26 protein-coding genes are annotated in these 20150 nt (G+C 51.1%); 25 read left to right on the plus strand and 1 reads right to left on the minus strand.

Annotated features, from left to right (window positions below; genetic code table 11):
- Positions 1-7: 7 nt before the first annotated feature.
- The 16 genes from DXA60_RS01390 (at position 8) to DXA60_RS01460 (ending at position 12907) form a co-directional block, all read left to right on the plus strand.
- Positions 8-220, plus strand: a complete 213-nt coding sequence (locus DXA60_RS01390) for a Maff2 family mobile element protein (RefSeq protein WP_044963257.1) — start codon at positions 8-10, stop codon at positions 218-220.
- A gap of 11 nt (positions 221-231) precedes the next feature.
- Entirely contained in the window at positions 232-1098 is an 867-nt protein-coding gene (locus DXA60_RS01395; protein WP_087989534.1) for a VirB6/TrbL-like conjugal transfer protein, CD1112 family, read from the plus strand.
- Between the two features lie 15 nt (positions 1099-1113).
- Positions 1114-1845: a septation protein SpoVG family protein gene (locus tag DXA60_RS01400; protein WP_003020333.1), complete on the plus strand. Its 732-nt coding sequence runs from the start codon at positions 1114-1116 to the stop codon at positions 1843-1845.
- Complete coding sequence (locus DXA60_RS01405) at positions 1835-2614, plus strand: DNA-methyltransferase (protein ID WP_117918879.1); 780 nt, start codon at positions 1835-1837, stop codon at positions 2612-2614. Before DXA60_RS01400 ends, DXA60_RS01405 begins: the two co-directional genes overlap by 11 nt.
- Before the next feature lie 2 nt (positions 2615-2616).
- Entirely contained in the window at positions 2617-3186 is a 570-nt protein-coding gene (locus DXA60_RS01410; protein ID WP_257362322.1) for an MT-A70 family methyltransferase, read from the plus strand.
- 3 nt (positions 3187-3189) lie between these two features.
- The gene (locus tag DXA60_RS01415; protein WP_015563852.1) at positions 3190-3579 is read left to right on the plus strand and encodes a PrgI family protein; all 390 of its coding nucleotides are present in this window, start codon (positions 3190-3192) and stop codon (positions 3577-3579) included.
- Entirely contained in the window at positions 3536-5896 is a 2361-nt protein-coding gene (locus DXA60_RS01420; protein ID WP_199536169.1) for a VirB4-like conjugal transfer ATPase, CD1110 family, read from the plus strand. The genes DXA60_RS01415 and DXA60_RS01420 overlap by 44 nt, the downstream gene beginning before the upstream one ends.
- On the plus strand, positions 5877-7595 hold the full coding sequence (locus DXA60_RS01425) for a C40 family peptidase (protein ID WP_117918881.1): 1719 nt from the start codon (positions 5877-5879) through the stop codon (positions 7593-7595). Before DXA60_RS01420 ends, DXA60_RS01425 begins: the two co-directional genes overlap by 20 nt.
- 14 nt (positions 7596-7609) lie before the next feature.
- Positions 7610-7861: a DUF4315 family protein gene (locus tag DXA60_RS01430; protein WP_015563850.1), complete on the plus strand. Its 252-nt coding sequence runs from the start codon at positions 7610-7612 to the stop codon at positions 7859-7861.
- 2 nt (positions 7862-7863) lie between these two features.
- On the plus strand, positions 7864-8613 hold the full coding sequence (locus tag DXA60_RS01435; protein ID WP_117918883.1) for a DUF4366 domain-containing protein: 750 nt from the start codon (positions 7864-7866) through the stop codon (positions 8611-8613).
- A gap of 177 nt (positions 8614-8790) precedes the next feature.
- Positions 8791-9144 carry a cysteine-rich VLP domain-containing protein gene (locus tag DXA60_RS01440; protein ID WP_117536009.1) on the plus strand — a complete coding sequence of 118 codons (354 nt, stop codon included), beginning with the start codon at positions 8791-8793 and terminating at the stop codon, positions 9142-9144.
- A gap of 179 nt (positions 9145-9323) precedes the next feature.
- Positions 9324-10283, plus strand: a complete 960-nt coding sequence (locus DXA60_RS01445; RefSeq protein WP_117918885.1) for a hypothetical protein — start codon at positions 9324-9326, stop codon at positions 10281-10283.
- Between the two features lie 13 nt (positions 10284-10296).
- Entirely contained in the window at positions 10297-10881 is a 585-nt protein-coding gene (locus DXA60_RS01450; RefSeq protein WP_117485101.1) for a hypothetical protein, read from the plus strand.
- 12 nt (positions 10882-10893) lie between these two features.
- Positions 10894-11058, plus strand: a complete 165-nt coding sequence (locus tag DXA60_RS18805; protein ID WP_172749916.1) for a hypothetical protein — start codon at positions 10894-10896, stop codon at positions 11056-11058.
- Positions 11055-11402 carry a plasmid mobilization protein gene (locus DXA60_RS01455; protein WP_117918887.1) on the plus strand — a complete coding sequence of 116 codons (348 nt, stop codon included), beginning with the start codon at positions 11055-11057 and terminating at the stop codon, positions 11400-11402. Before DXA60_RS18805 ends, DXA60_RS01455 begins: the two co-directional genes overlap by 4 nt.
- A 158-nt stretch (positions 11403-11560) precedes the next feature.
- Positions 11561-12907 carry a relaxase/mobilization nuclease domain-containing protein gene (locus tag DXA60_RS01460; protein ID WP_199536172.1) on the plus strand — a complete coding sequence of 449 codons (1347 nt, stop codon included), beginning with the start codon at positions 11561-11563 and terminating at the stop codon, positions 12905-12907.
- A 203-nt stretch (positions 12908-13110) separates the two neighbouring features.
- Here the strand turns inward: DXA60_RS01460 and DXA60_RS01465 are convergent, their stop codons facing one another.
- Positions 13111-13470, minus strand: a complete 360-nt coding sequence (locus tag DXA60_RS01465; RefSeq protein WP_054754179.1) for a helix-turn-helix domain-containing protein — start codon at positions 13468-13470, stop codon at positions 13111-13113.
- A 150-nt stretch (positions 13471-13620) separates the two neighbouring features.
- Here DXA60_RS01465 and DXA60_RS01470 point away from each other — a divergent pair, with 150 nt between their 5' ends.
- The 9 genes from DXA60_RS01470 (at position 13621) to DXA60_RS01515 (ending at position 20088) form a co-directional block, all read left to right on the plus strand.
- Positions 13621-13809: a helix-turn-helix domain-containing protein gene (locus tag DXA60_RS01470; RefSeq protein ID WP_007884040.1), complete on the plus strand. Its 189-nt coding sequence runs from the start codon at positions 13621-13623 to the stop codon at positions 13807-13809.
- Entirely contained in the window at positions 13802-14494 is a 693-nt protein-coding gene (locus DXA60_RS01475; protein ID WP_117918890.1) for a response regulator transcription factor, read from the plus strand. Before DXA60_RS01470 ends, DXA60_RS01475 begins: the two co-directional genes overlap by 8 nt.
- A gap of 5 nt (positions 14495-14499) precedes the next feature.
- Entirely contained in the window at positions 14500-15417 is a 918-nt protein-coding gene (locus DXA60_RS01480) for a sensor histidine kinase (RefSeq protein WP_117918894.1), read from the plus strand.
- Between the two features lie 134 nt (positions 15418-15551).
- A complete protein-coding gene (locus tag DXA60_RS01485; protein WP_117918896.1) occupies positions 15552-16478 on the plus strand; it encodes an ABC transporter ATP-binding protein in 927 nt (308 codons plus the stop codon).
- The gene (locus DXA60_RS01490) at positions 16471-17256 is read left to right on the plus strand and encodes an ABC transporter permease (protein WP_024738632.1); all 786 of its coding nucleotides are present in this window, start codon (positions 16471-16473) and stop codon (positions 17254-17256) included. Before DXA60_RS01485 ends, DXA60_RS01490 begins: the two co-directional genes overlap by 8 nt.
- Before the next feature lie 2 nt (positions 17257-17258).
- Positions 17259-18038, plus strand: coding sequence for an ABC transporter permease (locus DXA60_RS01495; protein ID WP_025543459.1), 780 nt, complete (start codon positions 17259-17261; stop codon positions 18036-18038).
- A 7-nt stretch (positions 18039-18045) separates the two neighbouring features.
- Complete coding sequence (locus DXA60_RS01500) at positions 18046-18507, plus strand: hypothetical protein (RefSeq protein WP_081691996.1); 462 nt, start codon at positions 18046-18048, stop codon at positions 18505-18507.
- A gap of 434 nt (positions 18508-18941) precedes the next feature.
- The gene (locus DXA60_RS01510) at positions 18942-19352 is read left to right on the plus strand and encodes a sigma-70 family RNA polymerase sigma factor (RefSeq protein ID WP_015560007.1); all 411 of its coding nucleotides are present in this window, start codon (positions 18942-18944) and stop codon (positions 19350-19352) included.
- 469 nt (positions 19353-19821) lie between these two features.
- Positions 19822-20088, plus strand: a complete 267-nt coding sequence (locus tag DXA60_RS01515; RefSeq protein WP_007884026.1) for a DUF6870 family protein — start codon at positions 19822-19824, stop codon at positions 20086-20088.
- Positions 20089-20150 lie beyond the last annotated feature (62 nt).

A 20150-nucleotide genomic window follows, 5' to 3' on the forward strand; every position in this document is an offset into this window, starting at 1 on the left:
GGCTTATATGGCATTTTTCTCATCTGCAATCGACACTTTACAGACCCTCGTTATTGCTCTCGGTGCTGGCCTTGGCGTGTGGGGCGTGGTTAATCTGCTGGAGGGCTACGGCTCGGATAACCCGGGCTCCAAGTCCCAGGGCATGAAGCAGCTCATGGCGGGCGGCGGCATCATCGTCATTGGCACCACACTGATCCCTCTGCTGTCTGGCCTGTTTTAAGGTAGGCGCTTATGGATTTTCTCACCGACTGGCTCACAAACTGGCTCAAAGAGCTTCTGATTGGCGGGATCATGGGGAACCTCGAAGGTCTTTTTGATACTGTCAATACCCAAGTCGGAGAGATTGCGGCACAGGTAGGGACTACCCCGGCGGCGTGGCACGCCGGGGTTTTCTCCCTGATCCGACAGCTTTCCGAAACGGTGATCCTGCCGATTGCCGGAATGGTGCTGACCTTTGTTGCCACTTATGAGCTCATACAGATGCTTTTGGAAAAGAACAATATGCACGAGGTTGACGTTGCGAACCTCTATAAATGGATGTTCAAAACAGCCTGTGCAATCTTAATCCTGTCAAACACATTCAATATCGTCATGGCCGTGTTCGATGTCTCGCAGAGCGTTATCGCACAGGCAGGCGGGCTCATTCAAGGCTCTACCGATGTTTCGGCGGATATGCTTGCCGAACTGGAAACCTCGCTGGAGGCGATGGACTTGGGGCCGCTTTTGGGGCTTTGGCTGCAATCTGCGCTCATCGGCTTCACGATGAAAGCAATGGGGATTATCATTTTCGTCTTGGTGTATGGCCGGATGTTGGAAATCTATCTGCTGACCAGTCTGGCCCCCATCCCCGTTGCTACGCTTTCCAACCGGGAGCTTGGCGGCACCGGGCAGAACTACATCAAGTCCCTGTTTGCCGTAGGCTTTCAAGGGCTGCTGATCCTCGTATGTGTTGCAATTTACGCGGTGCTCATTCAAGGCATCGCAACAAGCGGCGATCCCATTGGGGCGATTTGGGGAACTGTGGGCTACACGGTTCTGCTTTGCTTCATGCTCTTTAAGACCGGGAGCATTGCCCAGCGTATCTTTGGCGCTCATTAACAGGAGGTGGTGCTTATGCCGAGAAGATACGGGGCAGACGGAACGCGCTTATGGAATGGAAAAACGCCGGAGGAGTTTACTGAGGCAGACGCTTACCGCTTTATGGCGGAAACAGAGGCCGTCCTGCAAAGAAAAGAGTTGATGGACGACCCCGCCCAGCCTGCTCCGGCAAGCGGAAAGGAGGAATTTTATCTGAGTAAGAAAGACGATGTATTGCTGACCCCGGAGCAGATTGCTGCGGAGGAACGGCGCTGGCTGTTTGATGCTCCCATCGCGGAGCTTGCAGAAGTCAAGGGCGTTAGCATTGATGAGGCAGTAAAAATGCGGACAGATGCTGTCTTGCAGGAGGCGGTTGTTCCGATCACGGTATCTGTCCGCCCGATTGAGCCGCAGGGAAAACTGATCGGCTTCGCCAGCGTCAATTTTGGCGGTGTGGTCATCGACGATTTTAAGGTTGTGGACGGGAAAAACGGGATTTTCCTCGGCGCTCCCTCTAAACCTGATCCTGCCAGCCGGACGGGATACCGGGCTACGGTTCGGATTCCTGACCGAGCCACACAGGAACGGATCAATGCGGCTGGTGTGGAGGCGTATCATGCGGCAGTGGAACAGCTTGTTGCACGGGCCCAGGCGGTACGGCCTGCCCCAATCAAGGAGCAGATGGCCGAGGCTGCAAAGCAAGCGGGAAAAGAAAACGCTGCCCGGCCTGCGCCTGCCAAGGCAAAGGAGGCCCGTAATGACCGATAGCCGCACTTTGGGACAAAGTATCCCGAAGGAGGGCTTGTTTCTCATGGATGGCATTGAGGGCCTGCGCTCCCTGCCCAAACATAGCGTGGATATGCTGTTGACTGATCCGCCTTACGGCACAACCCGGAATTATTGGGATGTGCCCCTGACGCTCCCAGAGCTGTGGGAGGCAGTGAAATGGGCGGTCAAGCCGAATGGCGCAGTGCTGTTTTTCGCACAGTGCCCCTTTGACAAGGTGCTGGGCGCATCCAACCTCGCCATGCTCCGCTATGAGTGGATTTGGTACAAAGAGCGCGGAACGGGCTTTCTCAATGCAAACCGGGCTCCGCTGAAAAAGTCCGAGAACATCTTGGTGTTTTACCAAAAGTCCCCGGTCTACAATCCACAGTTTACTTACGGCAAGCCATATACCCGTGTTCATTCCCGAAGCGGTACAAGCTCTAACTATGGGAAATTTGAACGGCAGGGCTCAGAGTCCAACGATGGCCGCCGCTATCCCGGAAATGTGCTTTTTGTGCCTACGGTGTCCGGCGGCATCCATCCCACACAGAAGCCCGTGGAGCTTTGTGAGTATCTGATCCGCACCTATACCCGCCCCGGCGAATTGGTCGCGGACATTTGCGCGGGCTCCGGCACAACCGCGATTGCAGCTATCAACACAGAACGTCGCTTTGTATGCTTTGAAACGGCCCCGGCCTTTTATGCCGCAGCCAGTGAGCGTATTCGTGCGGCGCAGGCAGTAAAAAGCTCCGGCGAGAAAGGAGTGTAATTATCCAGCAGTATTCTATCATTTACGCCGATCCCCCTTGGCGCTACTCGGCTAAGAAAGTACAGGGCGCGGCGGAAAATCATTATCCCACTATGAGCATTGAGGATTTATGTGCGTTGCCTGTGGCTGATCTTGCAGCCCCGGACAGCGCACTCTTTTTATGGGCTACTTTCCCGCAGCTCCCGGAGGCGCTCCGGCTGATCGAGGCTTGGGGCTTCACCTATAAATCCGTTGCTTTCGTCTGGCTGAAAAAGAACAAGAAGGCGGATAGCTGGTTTTACGGCCTTGGCTTCTGGACAAGGGGCAATGCAGAAATCTGCCTGCTGGCAACCAAGGGCCACCCGAAGCGGCAGGCTGCCAACATCCATCAATTTATCGTTTCCCCGATTGAGGCCCACAGCAAAAAGCCGGACGAGGCCCGCGACAAAATTATTTCCCTGATGGGCGATCTGCCCCGCGTGGAGCTCTTTGCCAGGCAGACCCCGCCCGGCTGGGCTGTATGGGGGAATGAAGTAACACCAACCATCCCGGACTTTGGGACACATTGTCCCGAAGTGCAGAAAGGAGTGTGATCTATGCCCTATGTAAACGTACCAAACGATTTATCCAAAATCAAAACAAAGATGGCTTTCAACCTCACCAAACGCCAGCTTGTCTGCTTCGGCAGCGCGGGCGCAGTGGGGATTCCGGCCTATCTGCTGACCCGTGGCACCCTCGGCAATACCGGGGCGATGTTTCTCATGCTGGGAATTATGCTCCCGGCGTTCCTGCTGGCCATGTATGAAAAGGACGGCTTACCCTTTGAAAAGGTGGTGCGGAATATCATCCGGGCCAAGTTTCTAAGGCCGGGGATCAGGGCCTACCGAACCGAAAACATTTATGCGCCCTTTGCCGGGCCGGGCGCTGGAAAGGAGGATGTGATTGAAAAACACAAAGAAGAAAAACGGAGCCGCCGCCAAGGGTAAAGGCCGGGCGACCCTGTCTGCTCAGCAGACAATCCCGTATCTGTCCATGCACCCGGACGGTGTGTGCAAGCTCCCGGGCGGGCTCTATACAAAAACCGTGGAATATGAGGACATCAATTACTCTGTGGCCTCCACCGAGGATCAGACTGCCATATTCAGCGGATGGAGTTCATTTCTCAACTACTTTGACAGTTCGCTGCCGTTCCAGCTTTCCTTTATCAACCGTCGTTCCCATTCCCGCAGCCGCTATCAAGTCAATATCCCGAAAGCGGATGACAACTATAACAGCGTCCGGGATGAGTTTACCGGGATGCTGAAAAATCAGATTGCCAAAAGCAATAACGGCATTGAACGCTCAAAATACATCACCTTTGGCATACCCGCCGAGGGGATTGCGGAGGCACGGCCCCGTCTGGAGCGTGTGGAGGCCGATGTCATGGGAAACTTTAAGCGACTGGGCGTTCCCTCGGAGCCGATGGACGGACGGGCCCGCCTTGCGCTGCTTCATAGCCAGATGCACCCGGGGAGCCGTGAGGCGTTCCGCTTTTCGTGGAAAGACATCCCGCAAACCGGGCTCGGCACAAAAGACTTTATTGCCCCGGACAGTCTCGACTTCCGCCAGTCCCGAACATTCCGTATCGGCCAGTATTGGGGCGCGGTGTCCTATTTGCAGATTATGGCATCGGAGCTTTCGGATAAGCTGCTGGCGGAAATCTTGGAGCTGGATGCGGAAATGACCGTGACCATGCACATTCAGACCGTGGATCAGCTCAAGGCAATTAAGACCATCAAAGGGAAAATCTCGGACATCGGAAAAATGAAAGTGGAGGAACAGAGAAAGGCTGTGCGCTCCGGCTATGACCCGGATATTCTTCCCCCTGACCTGATCACATTCAGCAAGGACGCAGCGGAGCTTCTGGCTGATTTGCAATCCCGCAATGAGCGAATGTTTCTGCTGACCTTTACGGTGGTAAACCTTGCCCCTACTCGCCAGCGGCTGGAAAACGATGTGTTTACCGTGGGCGGTATCGCGCAGAAATACAACTGCGCTCTGCGCCGTCTGGACTGGCAACAGGAACAGGGCTTTGTTTCTTCGCTGGCCCTTGGTTACAACGAGGTAGAAATCCAGCGCGGTATGACAACCAGCTCCACAGCCATCTTTATCCCCTTTATGACAAGGGAGCTCCGCATGGCGGGGCAGGCTCTCTACTATGGCATGAACGCACTTTCTCACAATGTCATCATGGCTGACCGCAAAAAGCTGAAGTCGGCAAACGGGATGTATTTGGGTTCTACGGGCTCCGGCAAGAGCTTTGCTGCAAAGCGTGAGCTCTTGAATGTGTTTCTTACCATTCCGCAGGATCGGATTATCGTGGTTGACCCGATGGGCGAATACGCTCCGCTGGTGCGAAGGCTGGGCGGCCAGGTGATCGAGATTTCCCCGGACAGCCCGCACCACCTCAATCCGATGGATGTGGAGCTCAATATGGCCGCCGGAGAAAGCCCGCTTTCCATGAAGGCGGATTTTCTTTTGTCCCTGTGCGAGCTGGTGGTCGGCGGCAAGGAAGGCTTGCAGCCCATTGAAAAGACGGTCATTGACCGCTGTGTGCGTTTGGTGTACCGGGAGCAGGCACTCGGATTGGAAACCGCAAAAACACCGCTGTTACAGGATTTGTACGAAGAGCTCTTACGCCAGCCGGAGCCCGAAGCCCGGCGCGTGGCAACTGCCTTAGAGCTTTATTGCACAGGCTCCCTCAATCTCTTTAACCATCCTACCAACGTCAAGACGGACAGCCGTGTGGTGTGCATCGTTCTGAAAAACATGGGCGAAAACCTTAGAAAGATTGCAATGCACATCACAAATGAGTTTGTTTCGCAGGCGGTGGATCAGAACTTCCACGAGGGTGCGGCGACTTGGTGCTACTTTGACGAGTTTCATATCCTGCTCCGCGATCCGCTGACAGCCAGCTACTTTGTGGCAGTCTGGAAAATGCTGCGTAAAAAAGGATGTGTGCCGTCTGCTTTGACGCAGAACGTCAAAGACCTTTTGGCCAGCCGGGAAATCGAGAACATTCTGGACAACACGGATTTTATGATCCTGCTTTCGCAGGCGCAGAGTGACCGTACCATTCTGGCAAAACAGCTCGGTATTTCCGAGCATCAGCTTTCCTATATCACACACAGCAATTCCGGCGAGGGGCTGTTGTTCTATGGAAATGTAACCATTCCGTTTGTGGATCGGTTCCCTCGCGGAGAAATCTATGACCTGCTGACTACCCGCCCGGAGGATATGAAGAATGAAACGAAAAACGAATAAGACCAAGGAGGAGGCTTGGTCGCAGACCGCCCACGCCCCTGACGGGGAACAGCCCGGGCCGGAGGCTTCCGACACTTCGGGACAAAGTGTCCCGAAGTCCAAGTTCCGCAAAAAGAGCCAGCAGGAACAGGCTGCGGCGGCAAAGCTCCACATGGAGTCCCAAGGCGAAAAACTGGAACAGGCCCGGGAGAAGCTGGCAAAGCAAAAGCCGCCGAAAAAGCCCGGCCCGGTAAAACGCATAGGCCGTGTTGCCAGCGGTTCCGTTCACAGCTTCGTGCATGGCAAGATTTTTGAAGTGGAACAGGAAAATGTCGGCACAGAAGGCGCACACCGTTCTGAGCTTGTGGGAGAAACCGCGCTGCGGCATGGCTCCCGCTTTGTGCGTCGTAAAGTCCGGGAACATCCGGCAAAAGTGGTACGCAAGGCCGAGGCCCGCTATACCAAGTACACGGCGGACTACCATTTTCACACCGCCGCACAGGAGCACCCGGAGCTGACGAAAAATGCGCTTACCCGCTACTGGCAGAAGCAACGGCTCCGCAGGCAATATCGCAAGCAGGCAAAGGAGGCTGCAAAGCAGGGCGCGGCTGCGGCTGGGAAAACTGCCACAGCCACAGAACGCCTGACTGCCCGGGCAGTGGAATTTGTCAAAAGTCATCCCGCAGGTGCCGTGGTTGCGGTGCTCTGTGTGTTACTCCTGTTTGCTATGCAGTCCTGTTCCTCTACCATGCTTATGCTGGGGAACGCCGGGGCCAGTGCATTAGGGGCCAGCACCTATCCTTGCGAGGATCGTGATATGCTGGCCGACGAAGCCGCCTATTGTGCGCTGGAAGATGATTTACAGCATTATCTGGACACCTATGAAAGCACCCATGACTATGACGAATACCACTTCGATCTGGACGAAATCGAACATGACCCCTATGTGCTGCTTTCTCTTTTGTGTGCGCTCCATGAGGGACAATGGACAATAGATGAGGTACAGGGAACGCTGCAAATGCTGTTTGACCGCCAGTACATTCTCACGGAGGATGTGGTGGTGGAAACCCGGTATCGCACAGAAACCGACACATGGACGGACGAGGACGGCAACTCCCATACGGACACCTATCAGGTGCCTTACGACTATTACATCTGTACGGTCACGCTGGAGAACTTTGATTTATCCCATGTGCCCGTATATGTCATGGGCGAAGAGCAGCTTTCACGGTATGCCATCTATATGGCAACGCTGGGAAACCGCCCCGATCTATTCCCGGATTCTCCCTATGTGAACAAGTACATTACCGGGAAACCCGGTGATTACGAAGTGCCCGGAGAATATCTGGACGATGAAACCTTTGCCGCGATGCTTGCCGAAGCGCAGAAATACATCGGCTATCCCTATGTGTGGGGCGGCAGTTCTCCCGCCACTTCCTTTGATTGCTCGGGGTACGTTTCGTGGGTTATCAATCACTCCGGCTGGAATGTGGGCAGGCTGGGAGCCCAGGGGCTCTATAACATCTGTACGCCGACCAGTTCTCCCAACCCCGGTGATCTGGTGTTCTTCAAAGGCACCTATGACACGCCGGGCGTGAGTCATTGCGGGATTTATGTCGGTGACGGAAAAATGCTGCATTGCGGAGATCCCATCGGCTACGCAAATTTGAATACAAGCTACTGGCAATCTCATTTTTATGCCTACGGGCGTTTACCGTGACAGGAGGTTTTGAAATGGCAACTACCAAAAGCATGAAAATTCAGGCCGAGATTGATAAGGTCAAGGCCAAAATCAGTGAACAGCAGGCCCGGCTCAAGGAGCTGGAGCAGAAAAAGCTGGAGGCGGAAAACAGCGAGATCGTGGACATTGTGCGCGGTATGAGCATTTCCCTTACGGAGCTCCCGCTGCTGTTTGAAAAGCTGAAGGATGGAGGTACTTTGGGACAAAGTGTCCCGAAGTCCGAAGAAGAAAAGGAGGAAAACTGAATATGAAACACTTTCGTATGTTGGCGGCGGGGCTTTGCTCCGCCGTTCTTTTATGCGGCTTTGCAATCCCGGCCTATGCCTATTCGGACGGCGGGAATGAGGAACCGCCTGTTGTGGAAGAAACTCCGGCCCCGGAGCCAGCGCCTACCATTACCCCGGGCGAGGGCTTTTCGGAGGATGGAAACCTTGTGACCCGCGATCTGCTCTACGATGCTGCAACCAACAAACAGTTCATCACGGTGGAAACCAGCGGCGGCAACACCTTTTACATTGTCATTGACTATGACAAGCCTGTGGATGAGGACGGCGAACAGTATCACACCTACTTTTTGAACATGATGGATGAAGCCGATCTGCTGGCGGCACTGGAGGCCGCTGGCGGAGAACTTCCGGCCTGCTCCTGCACAGAAAAATGTGCGCCCGGAGCCATCCATACGGATTGCGAGGTCTGCGCGGTCAACATGACCGAGTGTGCTGGCACAGCTCCCGAACCCGTTCCGGTGACGGAACCTGCGGAGGAGCCGGAACCCGAGCCCCAGCAGAAAAGTAATATCGGGACGCTTCTGCTGATCTTGGCAGTGGCTGTGCTGGGCGGCGGTGCAGGCTGGTACTTCAAAATTTACCGCCCGAAGCATGAAAAAGCTGCTGTACCCGAAGAGGATTACAGCGAGGAACTGGCTGATTATGACGATCCCGAGGACGATGGGCCGCCTTGGGACGAGGACGATACCGAGAGCGAGGATAATGAATGAGATTTACCAACAACCCCTATGAGGGATTTATGAAAGAAAAAAGCTACTTTAAGGGTGTGCCGCCCAGCCTGCCGCCGAAGGGCTCCCGTTGTGACGGCTGCCCTTACTGGCGCGGGATCGGCTGCGTGTTCTGCTACCGGGAGCAACTCAAACCACCGGGCAACGGGAGGTGATGCTGTGGGCCGAGAACTGACCCGGACAGAAAAAACGGCAATCCGCAGGCTGGTATCAAAATGGTGTGCCAACTATGACCGGGACTGCGGCTGCCTGCCGCTGGATTGCGAGTGCTATATGTTTGGGAAATGCTGGACGGGGGCTTATTGCCGCTACTTCCGCGAGGCAGTTCTGCCCCTTGATCCGGCGCTGGAGGCTGCGCTGCTGGCAGAAGGGCCAAGGCCGAATTTCAAGGCTTGCCCGGTATGCGGCAGAGCCGTGGCTCCTGATGGACGGCAAACCTATTGTTCGGCGGCCTGTGCAAAGGCGGCACACCGCAGACAGCAGCGGGAATATATGCGAAAAAAGCGGGGCTGATGTGTTGACAATTAGGACACCCCAAACCCGCCTGTGACAAGGCTTTTTAAGGCCCTTTTCTGCGGGAGGCGTATGTTTCTACGTCCGCCCCTGTTTCCGTGAGATGCTGTCAACATTTTAGCTGCCGGAGCTTTGGGACAAATTGTCCCAAAGCTCCGGCTTTTGTGGAAGGAGGTACTATGCCGAAATATTATCCGATCAATGAAGAAGCCGCAAAGCGGGCAAAAGATATGAACAGCTTTTCTGACTATCAGCCGGGCTCCGCTACGGCGAGCTACCGGGCAATGGTCGATGAAGCGTATGCAGCGGCGGAACGCCAGAAAGCCCGTGTCGATCCCATGTACCACGATAAGATTGACGCTCTGGTGGATCGCTATGCCCGGAAACTTGCGGAAAATCTGAATGAACGCAATGTGATTGATGCCCGGGTGCCCTCTATTCTGATCTCCGGGGGCGGCAATTTCCCTGTGACAAAAAAACACAAGCAGAACGCCGCCCGGGATCGCAACTATGGAGAGTATGCGGAGATTTCAAAGCTGCTTGATAAAATCCGCTCTGTTGGAATGGGTGGGATCAGCGCGGATGACGATCTGGCCGTGGAAAAGCTGACAAAAAAACTGGAGGGGCTGGAGTCCCAGCAGACCACCATGAAGGCGGTCAATGCGTATTTTCGGAAACACAAAACGCTGGACGGCTGCCCGGAGCTTACGCCGGAGCAGGCAGAAAAGCTCAAAGCAGATATGGCGCAGTCATGGCACTTGGACAAAAGCAAGCCATACCCCGCCTATCTGCTTTCCAACAACAACGCCAACATCCGCCGTGTGCGCCAGCGCATTGAGGAACTGAGCAGCCGCTCCGAGTTTGCTGGCTGGACATTCCCCGGAGGTGAGGCAAAAATCAACGAGGCTGAAAATCGTTTGCAGCTTATTTTTGAGGAAAAGCCCGATGCCGATCAGCGGCAGGAACTGAAAAGCAACGGCTTTAAGTGGGCTCCCAGCCAAGGGGCATGGCAGCGGCAGCTTAACCAGAACGCTATCCGTGCTGCGGCCCGGATAGACTTTCTGCGACCCGAGGACGGTACAAGCCCCTATCAGCTCCAGCCGTTTGTGAAAAGAGAAAATAAAGAAATGTCTCGATGATGGGAGGTGTACTATGGACAAAAATCAAGGCTATGCTATTTTGAAGGCGGTCATGCTGGAAAATGGACGAGGATTTGCATTGGGCGAACATCCCACCGCGCCATCCCGCTATGTCACATGGGCCTGTTATGATGACAAAGACGGCCTGCGGCAGTACGAATGGGGTCACTATGGAAATGACCGTACCGCGATGGAACAGGATTTTACAGACCGGGTGCAGGACTATCAGCGTATTTATAACGTGGGGATCAGGCAGACCGAGGCTCCCGGTCTTTACAAGTATTATTCTACCCAGCGGCCTGTGGACATCGGGACATTCCCGAAGCCGCCTTATAACAAGCCGGATGAAATCTTCAATTACGATCAGCGCATCCCGGTGGAAAATGGCTCGTTCTTGGCTTGGGGCTATCTTACCTATACCCGCCCGCTAACGGAAAAACAGGCATCCGACTATGAGCTGCGTCCTGCGCCTGATAATCCCGACAGGCCCCGTCCGATTGCCGAGCAGATGAAAAACGCGGCAAAGTTGGCGGAGGCAGATCGCGGCTCGGAGGCTCCGGCTCCCCAGCGCAGGCAGCCTGACCGTGGCGATAGATAAGGAGGTGCGTATATGGAAAAGAAACGTGAACAGGATTTGTCTGTACTGGAGGCGCTGCGCCTGCACCGTGAATTTCATTTGCCGCGCCCCGTTCCGGCAGACGAACAGGAAAAGCCGCTGGATAAGGTAAAGGAGCCGCCCCGCGCCTGCCGCAGCCGGGAGCGTGAGGAACGATGACAAAGAGACGCCGCCGTCCGATCCATCTTCATGTGATGGTGTCGGAGGCGGAGCAGGCCCTGATTCAAGAACGTATGGCGGAGGCTGGCATCCGTAACATGGGAGCCTATATGCGGAAAATGGCCCTGAGTGGGTATGTGCTTCATGTTGACCTTTCGCCTGTTCGTGAGCTGGTTTCGCTCCAGCGGCGATGCTCCAACAATCTGAACCAAGTGGCAATTCAAGCCAACACCTACGGCGCAATTTATCCCGAAGAACTCGCGGCCTTGCAGCGGGACTATGCCGCGTTGTGGGGGCCGCTGTCTGATCTTTTGAAACAGCTCTCCGCGCTGGTAGAGCTCTGACCCATCCGGGGAGTGGTTGATACCGCTCCCCGGTTTTTTCTACTTCGGGACAAAGTGTCCCAAAGTAAAAATACTATTTGCCGGAAGGAGGGATTTCTACGGCGACCACCTACATCCGCCCTTATAAAACAGCGGCGGGAAAAAGTGCAATTCAAACGATGGAGGATCGTTTCACCTATGGCCTGAACCCGGAAAAGCTGGGAGCCGTATCTTCCTATCTCTGCGATCCGAACACGGCTCCCGCCGAGTTTCTTCTGGTAAAAAGTCAATACCTTGCAGAGACAGGCCGGGCCGTATCTCGCGGGGCCCTGTTCTTTCAGATCCGGCAGGCGTTCCTGCCCGGGGAGGTTACGGCGGAAGAAGCAAACCGTATCGGCTATGAAACGGCGATGCGCTGGACAAAGGGAAAGTATCAGTTCTTCGTCTGTACGCATACCGACAAGGCCCATATCCACAATCACATTTATTTCAATGCGACGGCCTTTGACCGCTCCCGGAAATTTCATAATTTCATTGGTTCGTCCTTTGCCCTGCGGCGGCTCTCTGACCGCGTGTGCATCGAACATGAATTGTCTGTTATCCAAAATCCGTGCCAGCACAGCAAGGGCCGTTTTCTCCACTACGGCCAGTGGATCGGTGAAAAGCCGCCCTCTGTCAAGCAGCGGGTACGGCTGGCTATTCTCGCCTCTTTGGAGAAAAAGCCCACAGACTTCGCCGACTTTCTTCGTCTCATGGAGGAGTCCGGCTTTGCGGTAAAACAGGGCCGCGGCGGTGTCATCTCATTCCTTGCGCCCGGGCAGGAAAAACCGACCCGGCTCCGGGCTTCTACACTTGGAACCGGATTTGACCCAGAGGACATCAAGGCGGTAATTGCCGGGGAACGTCCGCTCCCTGAACTGCCAGAGGAGCCCACGGTTCCGCCACGGCGAGTCAATCTCATCATCGACATTCAAGAGCGTATGGCCCAGGGCAAAGGCCCAGCCTATGAACGATGGGCCAAGGTCTACAACTTAAAGCAGATGGCGGCTGCGCTCCAGTATTTGCAGGAGCATCATCTGACAGACTATGCGGCGCTGACGGCCCGCACCGAGGCTGCTGTGGATCACTTTCACAAGCTGTCTGACAAGCTCCGCACAACGGAGGAGGCTCTTTCCAAAACCTCGGAGCTGATGGCTGCCACGGTGGACTATGCCAAGACCCGCCCGGTGTTTGATGGGTACAAGGCTGCGCGGTACAGTAAAAAGTATCTGGCCCAGCATGAAGCGGAGCTTGCCATTTACCGGGCGGCAAAGGATACCATGAACACCATACTGAACGGCGAAAAGCTCCCTAAGATTGAGGCACTAAAAAAATCCCGCCGTGAGCTGGCGGGACAAAAGAAAGAGCTTTATGCGGAATACCGCAAGGCCCAGGCGGATATGCGGCAGGCTGTGGCAATCAAGGCGAACATTGATCATCTGCTCGGCGTGACGGACGGGCGGGAAAATAAGGCCCAGGAGCGATAGCGACAGGCCGCAGACAACAGGCGCATAGCGCCGGGACTTTGGGACAATTTGTCCCGAAGTTCAAGCGGGTTTGGGGAGCTCTCCAACAAGCATTTTTGCGGGCCTGCGGCCAGCAAAAATTTCGGAGTGTGGCCACACCCGAATTGCTTGCCAAAACGCGCAACCCGCAACATGGCGCAAAAAAACGGAGGTTACGCTTTCTTTTACGTTTCCTCCGTTTCTTTCGATGCTTTCATCGCTTGGATTGTAGCTTCAACGATTTTCAATTCTCTTTCGTCCAAGGCGTTCAACATGGCATCAATCCGCTTTCTGCACTCGCTCCCGCTATTCTGGGACGGGTAAAAGTATTGATCCACCGATATATCAAACATTGTGACCATCTGATAAAAGGTGTTGAAGCTTGGATGCTGACCATCATTTTCATTATACATAATGGTACGCGGAGCGCGGTCAACAATATAGGCCAGTTGCTCCTGTGTCATGCCGCTGGCTTCTCTTGCCCGCTTGATGGCGAGCCCTATATCGTGAAAATCAAAGCGTCTTTCATCTCGTTCTATCTTCATAACATCACCTGATATGATTTTACATTTCATGTGATATTATTTGAACGACTGTATATTTCATACTACTGACTATTTAATTTCACATTCTTTTCTTCCAAAACTTGTATTGTTCGAGTCGAAGAACTATAATATACTCTATGGAGGTGCAGAATGGATTATATGACACTAAAAGAGGCCGCCGAAAAATGGGGCGTGACACCTCGTAGAGTAAATTACTATTGTGCTGCCGGGCGTATTCCTGGTGCTGTAAAGATGGCAACTATCTGGCTAATTCCAAAAGATGCGGAAAAGCCGATTGACGGAAGGACAAAACAAGGAAAGGAGTTGCGCCATGAATAAAATCCTGATTATAGATGATGACAGAGAACTGTGTGCCTTAATTAAGCGCAGCGTACAAACGGAAAATATAGCAGCCGATTTTTGTAATACCGGAAAAGAGGGCTTGCAGAAATTACAAGAGCAGGAATATCAGCTTGTAATACTGGATGTGATGATGCCCGGCATGGACGGGTTTGAAACTCTGGAAGAAATTCGCAAGGAGTACAGCTTGCCGATTTTGATGTTCACATCTAAAAATGACAGCATTTCTAAAGTGCGGGGTTTACGAGCCGGAGCGGACGATTATCTTACAAAACCGTTTGATATGGATGAACTGATTGCTCGTATTGCGTCTCTTATTCGCCGCTACACTCGCTTTAATCAGCAAGCCGACACCATGCAAAAACTGGATTTTGATGGATTGCAAATTGACCTTGAAATTCGTTCTGTTACGACGGGAAATGGCACTTTTGAACTTCCACCAAAGGAATTTGATCTGCTCCTGTACTGTGCAAAGCATCAAGGAAAAATTTTGACAAAACAGCAGATTTATGAGGAAGTTTGGGGCGAAGAATATTTCTATGATGACAGTAACATTATGGCGATTATCAGCCGGCTTCGTAAAAAATTAGAAGTCAATCCTTCAAACCCAAAGTATATCCAAACAGTCAAAGGGATTGGCTACCGCTTTAATAAGGAGGTGTAGCCAGTATGGAAATCATCGTTTTCTTGTCCATTATGATTGCTGTTGTGGCTGTGCTGACTTCCATTGTTCTCATTCGGCGCGTAAAAAAGCAAATCGCAGAAATGACCGATGCACTGGTTGATGTGAAAAACGGAAATGGCAACCGGCGTATTCTATCTGCAACAAATGAACTGACAGCACCTCTTGCCTATGAAATCAATGAGATCGTTGTGTCCTATGAAAGCAGACTTTCGATTGTACGGCAGACAGAAGAAACCAACCGCCAGCTTATGACGAGCCTTTCCCATGATGTGCGAACGCCCCTTACTACTCTGATTGGGTATCTTGACGCCGCACATAAAGGACTGGTCACAGGAAAAGACCGGGATGAATATATTGAAACCGCCCGCCGGAAAGCCCATGATCTGAAAGAATACATTGATGTACTTTTTGACTGGTTCAAGTTAAATTCCAACGAGTTTGCTTTGGAGATCCAGAGCGTTGAGGCCGCAGAGCTTACAAGAAATATCCTCATTGACTGGATACCGATTTTTGAGGATAAACAGGTTGAGTATGACATCGATATTCCCGAACAGCCTGTCCGGGTAAGATTGGATATGGACAGCTATATGAGGATTGTCAATAATCTCATTCAAAATGTAATCGCTCACAGCCATGCAGACAAAATCAAAATTGCCCTGTCAAAGAAGGAAAATAACATGGAGCTGCTGCTGGCGGATAATGGAGTTGGAATTGAGAAAGAAGATTTGAAACACATTTTTGAACGGCTTTATAAGTGCGATAAAGGTCGGTCTGAGAAAGGTAGCGGTCTTGGTCTTTCTATTGTCCATCAGCTTGTAGAAAAGATGGGTGGGAGTATAACAGTTGAAAGTTTGCCGGGAAAAGGAACTGAATTTATGTTGCTTTTTCCTTTGGAGAGTTAAGCGGGTTCCCGTCTTTATGGCGGGAGCCTTTGTCATTTTACTGGATTTCAAATTGCAAGGTTAATGCAAGGTTGCGGCAAGGTTAATGCAAGGTTGGCATGATAGAATACCTTACAGAACAGGAGGTTTTGAATATGGATACAAATTATATCATTGAAACAAAAAATCTGACGAAGCAATACGGCTCACAAAAGAGTGTGGCTGACTTAAATATCCATGTCAAGCGTGGGAGAATTTATGGTCTGTTGGGCAGAAACGGAGCAGGAAAAACCACAACCATGAAAATGCTGTTGGGTTTAACGAAGCCTACCTCCGGTGAGGTCAAAATCTGGGGAAAGTCTTTGCAGGGGAATGAAAAGAAGTTGCTGCCCCGCATTGGCAGTTTGATTGAGTCCCCTGGTTTTTATCCCAATCTGACCGGCACAGAGAACCTGCGTATCTTTGCGACCCTGCGGGGCGTACCAAACAATCATGCCATCAAAGATGCTCTGGATTTGGTAGGACTGCCCTACAAAGATAAAAAGCTCTTTTCACAGTATTCTCTTGGTATGAAGCAGCGGCTTGCTATCGCCCTTGCCGTTATGCACGATCCGGAACTTTTAATTTTGGATGAGCCGATCAACGGTCTCGATCCCATCGGTATTGCAGAAGTACGCTCCTTTATTCGTGAGCTTTGCGATGCAAGAGGAAAAACCATTTTAATCTCCAGTCACATTCTTTCGGAGATTTCCTTGCTGGCTGACGATATTGGAATTATCGACCACGGCGCATTGCTGGAAGAAGAAAGCCTTGCTGAGCTGGAGCAAAAAAGCAGTAAGCATATCCGGTTCACGCTCTCTGATACTGCACAGGCGGCAAGAATTTTGGAACGCAATTTCCATGAAACCAATTTTTCCATACAAGACGACCACAATCTGCGTCTACACAATATGGAGCTACCCGTGGGGAAAATTGTAACTGTTTTTGTAGAAAACGGATTGGAGGTATCAGAAGCACATACCTGTGAAGAAAGTCTTGAAGATTACTTCAAGCGTGTGACAGGGGGCGAAGGAATTGCTTAAACTAATCAAATGCGAATTTTTGAAATTGAAACGGAAGAAATTTATTCCGCTTATTATTCTGGCTGCTTTCCTGTTTCCAATCCCGCTGACTTATCTGATGACAACGCCCTCTATGATGGAGCGATATACGGATCGGGCAGATGCTTTCGATGGACTATTTAATATGGTGTTGGGATATGGTATCCAGTTTTTACTGCCCTGCATTATCGGAGTGATTGCCGCTATTCTGTTTTTTATGGAACGCGACAACGATACATTCAAAAATCTGCGTACAATTCCCGTAACCAGCACGCAAATGGTACTTGCAAAGATTATTGTCCTTTTTATCTTTGGAATTGTTTTTTGCGTGGCTTCTACCATTGCAACAATTCTTTGCGGAATTGGAACATTAGAAGTTTATGGAATTGGTTATAAGCTGTTTTTGGCGGTTGAAACGGGGATCTTCATTACGGCAGGAACACTCCCGTTGATTGTCCTTGTTGTCTTTTTCAGTAAGACCTATGTTTTTTCCATTTTGCTGTGTGTCTTTTACAGCGTTCTGAACATGAGTGCTACGGCATTATTTGACACACTGCCTAAAACTATGTTATGGCTTCTGCCCACGCCACTGACTACATTTTGGAGTGCAGGAGATATGGCGGCTCATGGAATAAAAATGGACTTGGAGCAAATGACAGGGCTAATTCCTTCAACATTTCAAGTTGTATTCATTCTTGGGATCATGGCATTCGTTTCGTTCTTACTGATTGACAGATTATATAAGCAGAGGGGGGAATAAACATGGTTCGCATTGTAAAAACAGAATTTTATAAATTGAAAAGGTATCATATCCTTTGGGCGGGCGTTGCACTCATGCTCCTATCCGTCCTGCTGACCTTGTTTACCTCTATGGCGAATGATGGTTCCGTTTGGGATTTCGCCTATCTTACAGAACAGGTCATCAAAAACAATATGTCCATGATTTTTCCGATGTGTATCAGCCTAATTGCTGGATATATGATTTCTCGTGAGCAGACGGATGACACACTGAAAAATATTCTGACTGTGCCGATCTCTTTTAAGAAACTATTGACCGGAAAATTGATTGTGTGCGGCGTATTGTCTATTATTTTCGGGCTGATATGCAGTCTGTTTACAATCATAGCAGAAATGATTGTGGGATTTCCCGGCTTTGAGATTTCCTTAGCTCTAAAAGCAGCTTTGCAGATTACTGCGGTTAATTTCTTTTTATATCTTGCGGTTCTGCCGATTATCGCTCTTACTTGTCGGAGGGCAGGTAGCTTTTTAGTCGGTGTAATCATTGCTTTTGTCTATGGATATGGAGGGATGTTTGCCGCAGGAAATATGACATTGGCAAACCTTTATCCGATTACCGCAAGTCTTGGAATGGTAGGCTACCGTAGCTATGATACCGCAGTCAACTGGAATATCGGAACCTGTTCTTGCAGTCTTGTGCTTGCTGTCGTTATTTCTGCCATCTTGATTTTGTGCATGAAAGAGCGAGAAGCAACTCAAACAAAGAAAAAGGCCAAAAAGGTAGTACCAAAGAAAGGCTGGTGATGATTTTATGAAGAAAATAGTTTTAGCATTAACATTCGTCCTTGTGGGAAGTTTTATGCTTGCTGGCTGTTCAAAAGATGAAATTCTCAATCATTACAATAACATTGTTCAGTCTGCGGGTTCCATAGAACTGACAGGGAAAGCGTCACTGCAAGGGGAAAAAGAAAAAGGAATTGATGATTATACAGGGACTTATACGGCTGATTATGCGAACTTTTCAGGTACAGAGTATTTGTTCGGAGGAACTTCCATAAAGAGAGAAGCCGGTAAAGAGCTGTCCATTGATTGCACCTTGGAGATTACGGAAGGTACTGCAAAAGTATTTTGGATTTCTGGATCTGATGAAGCAGTAACTTTGATTGAAACAACCGGAACTTATAGTGACACAATTACACTTCCTGATGGTGGAAATTATATCGGCATTGAATGTGAGAATTTCACTGGAAACATTGAATTAGATATTGAATAATACTCTGCCGGACGACGGCAAAAGAAAAAAGCCGTCGTAGAGCAGACAATTTGACACGCCCATTTGAAACGGCGGCTTTGATTTCAGAGCCGCCGTTTCTTTGCGTTTACACAAACCAATGACGACTTGCAGGGACACGGTAGCCGATTGGAGGTTATTTCGCCGTGTCCTTTTCTCTTTTTCGCAGTATCCATGATCTGCACCAGTTAAAAAAAGCGTAGCCCCTCCATCGGAGCAGTCCGGCTTTGAATGTGAAATTAAACAGTACATAACCGATAATATATTTTCGTGCGCTTGTGTGGCCTTGTGTCGCGCAGGCGTATTTTGCTTTCCAGACTTCGAGACAAAGTGTCCCGAGGTGCGGTGCCGTTCTCCGCCATTACTCCATTTCGTTTCCGACCAACCCCGAACAAACTGAAATGGAGGATTTTACGATGACTACTATCAATCTGAAAGATCTTTATTATTGGTACACGCAGGATCAGCTTATCGAAGTTTCTGACGAGGTTGCCGAGGTATTCAAGGCCGATGCCCGTTATGAAATGGCCTACCAGCGGCGGCTCTCCCGGCACAAGGCGCAGTATTCTCTGGACTGCGATGACGGGATTGAGTATTCCGCTTGCCTGCATGAGCCGACCCCGCAGGAGCTCCTTGAACGGATGGAAACCTTTCTTCGTCTGTGGAACGCTCTCAATTCTCTGCCGGAGATCCAAGGCCGTAGAATTGACGCACATATCATTCTTGGCAAGTCGATTAAGGAAATTGCCGAGGCCGAGGGCGTACATGAGGAGTCTATTCGCCAGTCGATCAAGCGTGGCCTTGAACGCATGAAAAAAACTTTTTGATTTTTTCTTCTTAACCCACTTGGAATTGATGAAAAAATGTCTCGGTTTATGAGAGGAGGTTTTCTTCCTAACGCAAGGGAATAACGGCAACCCTGAGTAAGTACGTGGAGCCAGACGGTGGGTGCGCGGTGACATTTCCCAAAAGAGATTGAGCGAACAACACCAACACTGTAAATGGGCCCGGCCATCCCAAGGCCATGATCCGGCGCTGAACAGATTGGCTGCCTGTTCCTCCGGGCTTGTCGCTTTACTTGCGTTGAGAGCGCCGCACAGAAAATAACGATTGTCTTTGGACAGGCCAAGTAAATATGTGCGGCGCTCTCTAATATTCAAAAACTATAATAAACCTCGAGACAAAGTGTCCCAAGGTGGAGTAAGGCAACAGGCCAGCATCCCGGTGGTGCTGGCCTGTTGCGTTTCCCCACCAAACAGCGGGAGGCGTTCTATCAATCTGTGAAGGAGGTTTACCGTGAAATTAACTACACAGGAACTTGAACAAATGAGAAGCGTTGACATTGGCGCGGTGGCTGCCGAGTCCCTGCCTGATGTGAGCGGTATGACCTTTGACAATGCGCTTTCCCGAAAGGAGCGCATCTCTCGATTTTTGCAGACTGTCAAAAATCCATACTGCTTTTGCATCGGTGGCGTTGGCGTGAAAATTGAATTTGCTGAAAGCGGGCCATCTCTCCAAGATAAGCTGACAGATTTCCTGCTGCGGCAAAGAAGCGGGCTGTAACTTCGGCTACAGCTCGTTTTGCTTCTTCGAGACAAAGTGTCCCGAAGCGGAGGCATCCTTGT

The organism is Roseburia sp. OF03-24, assembly GCF_003463035.1.
In the GTDB taxonomy this organism is placed as follows: Bacteria; Bacillota; Clostridia; order Lachnospirales; family Lachnospiraceae; genus Roseburia; species Roseburia rectibacter.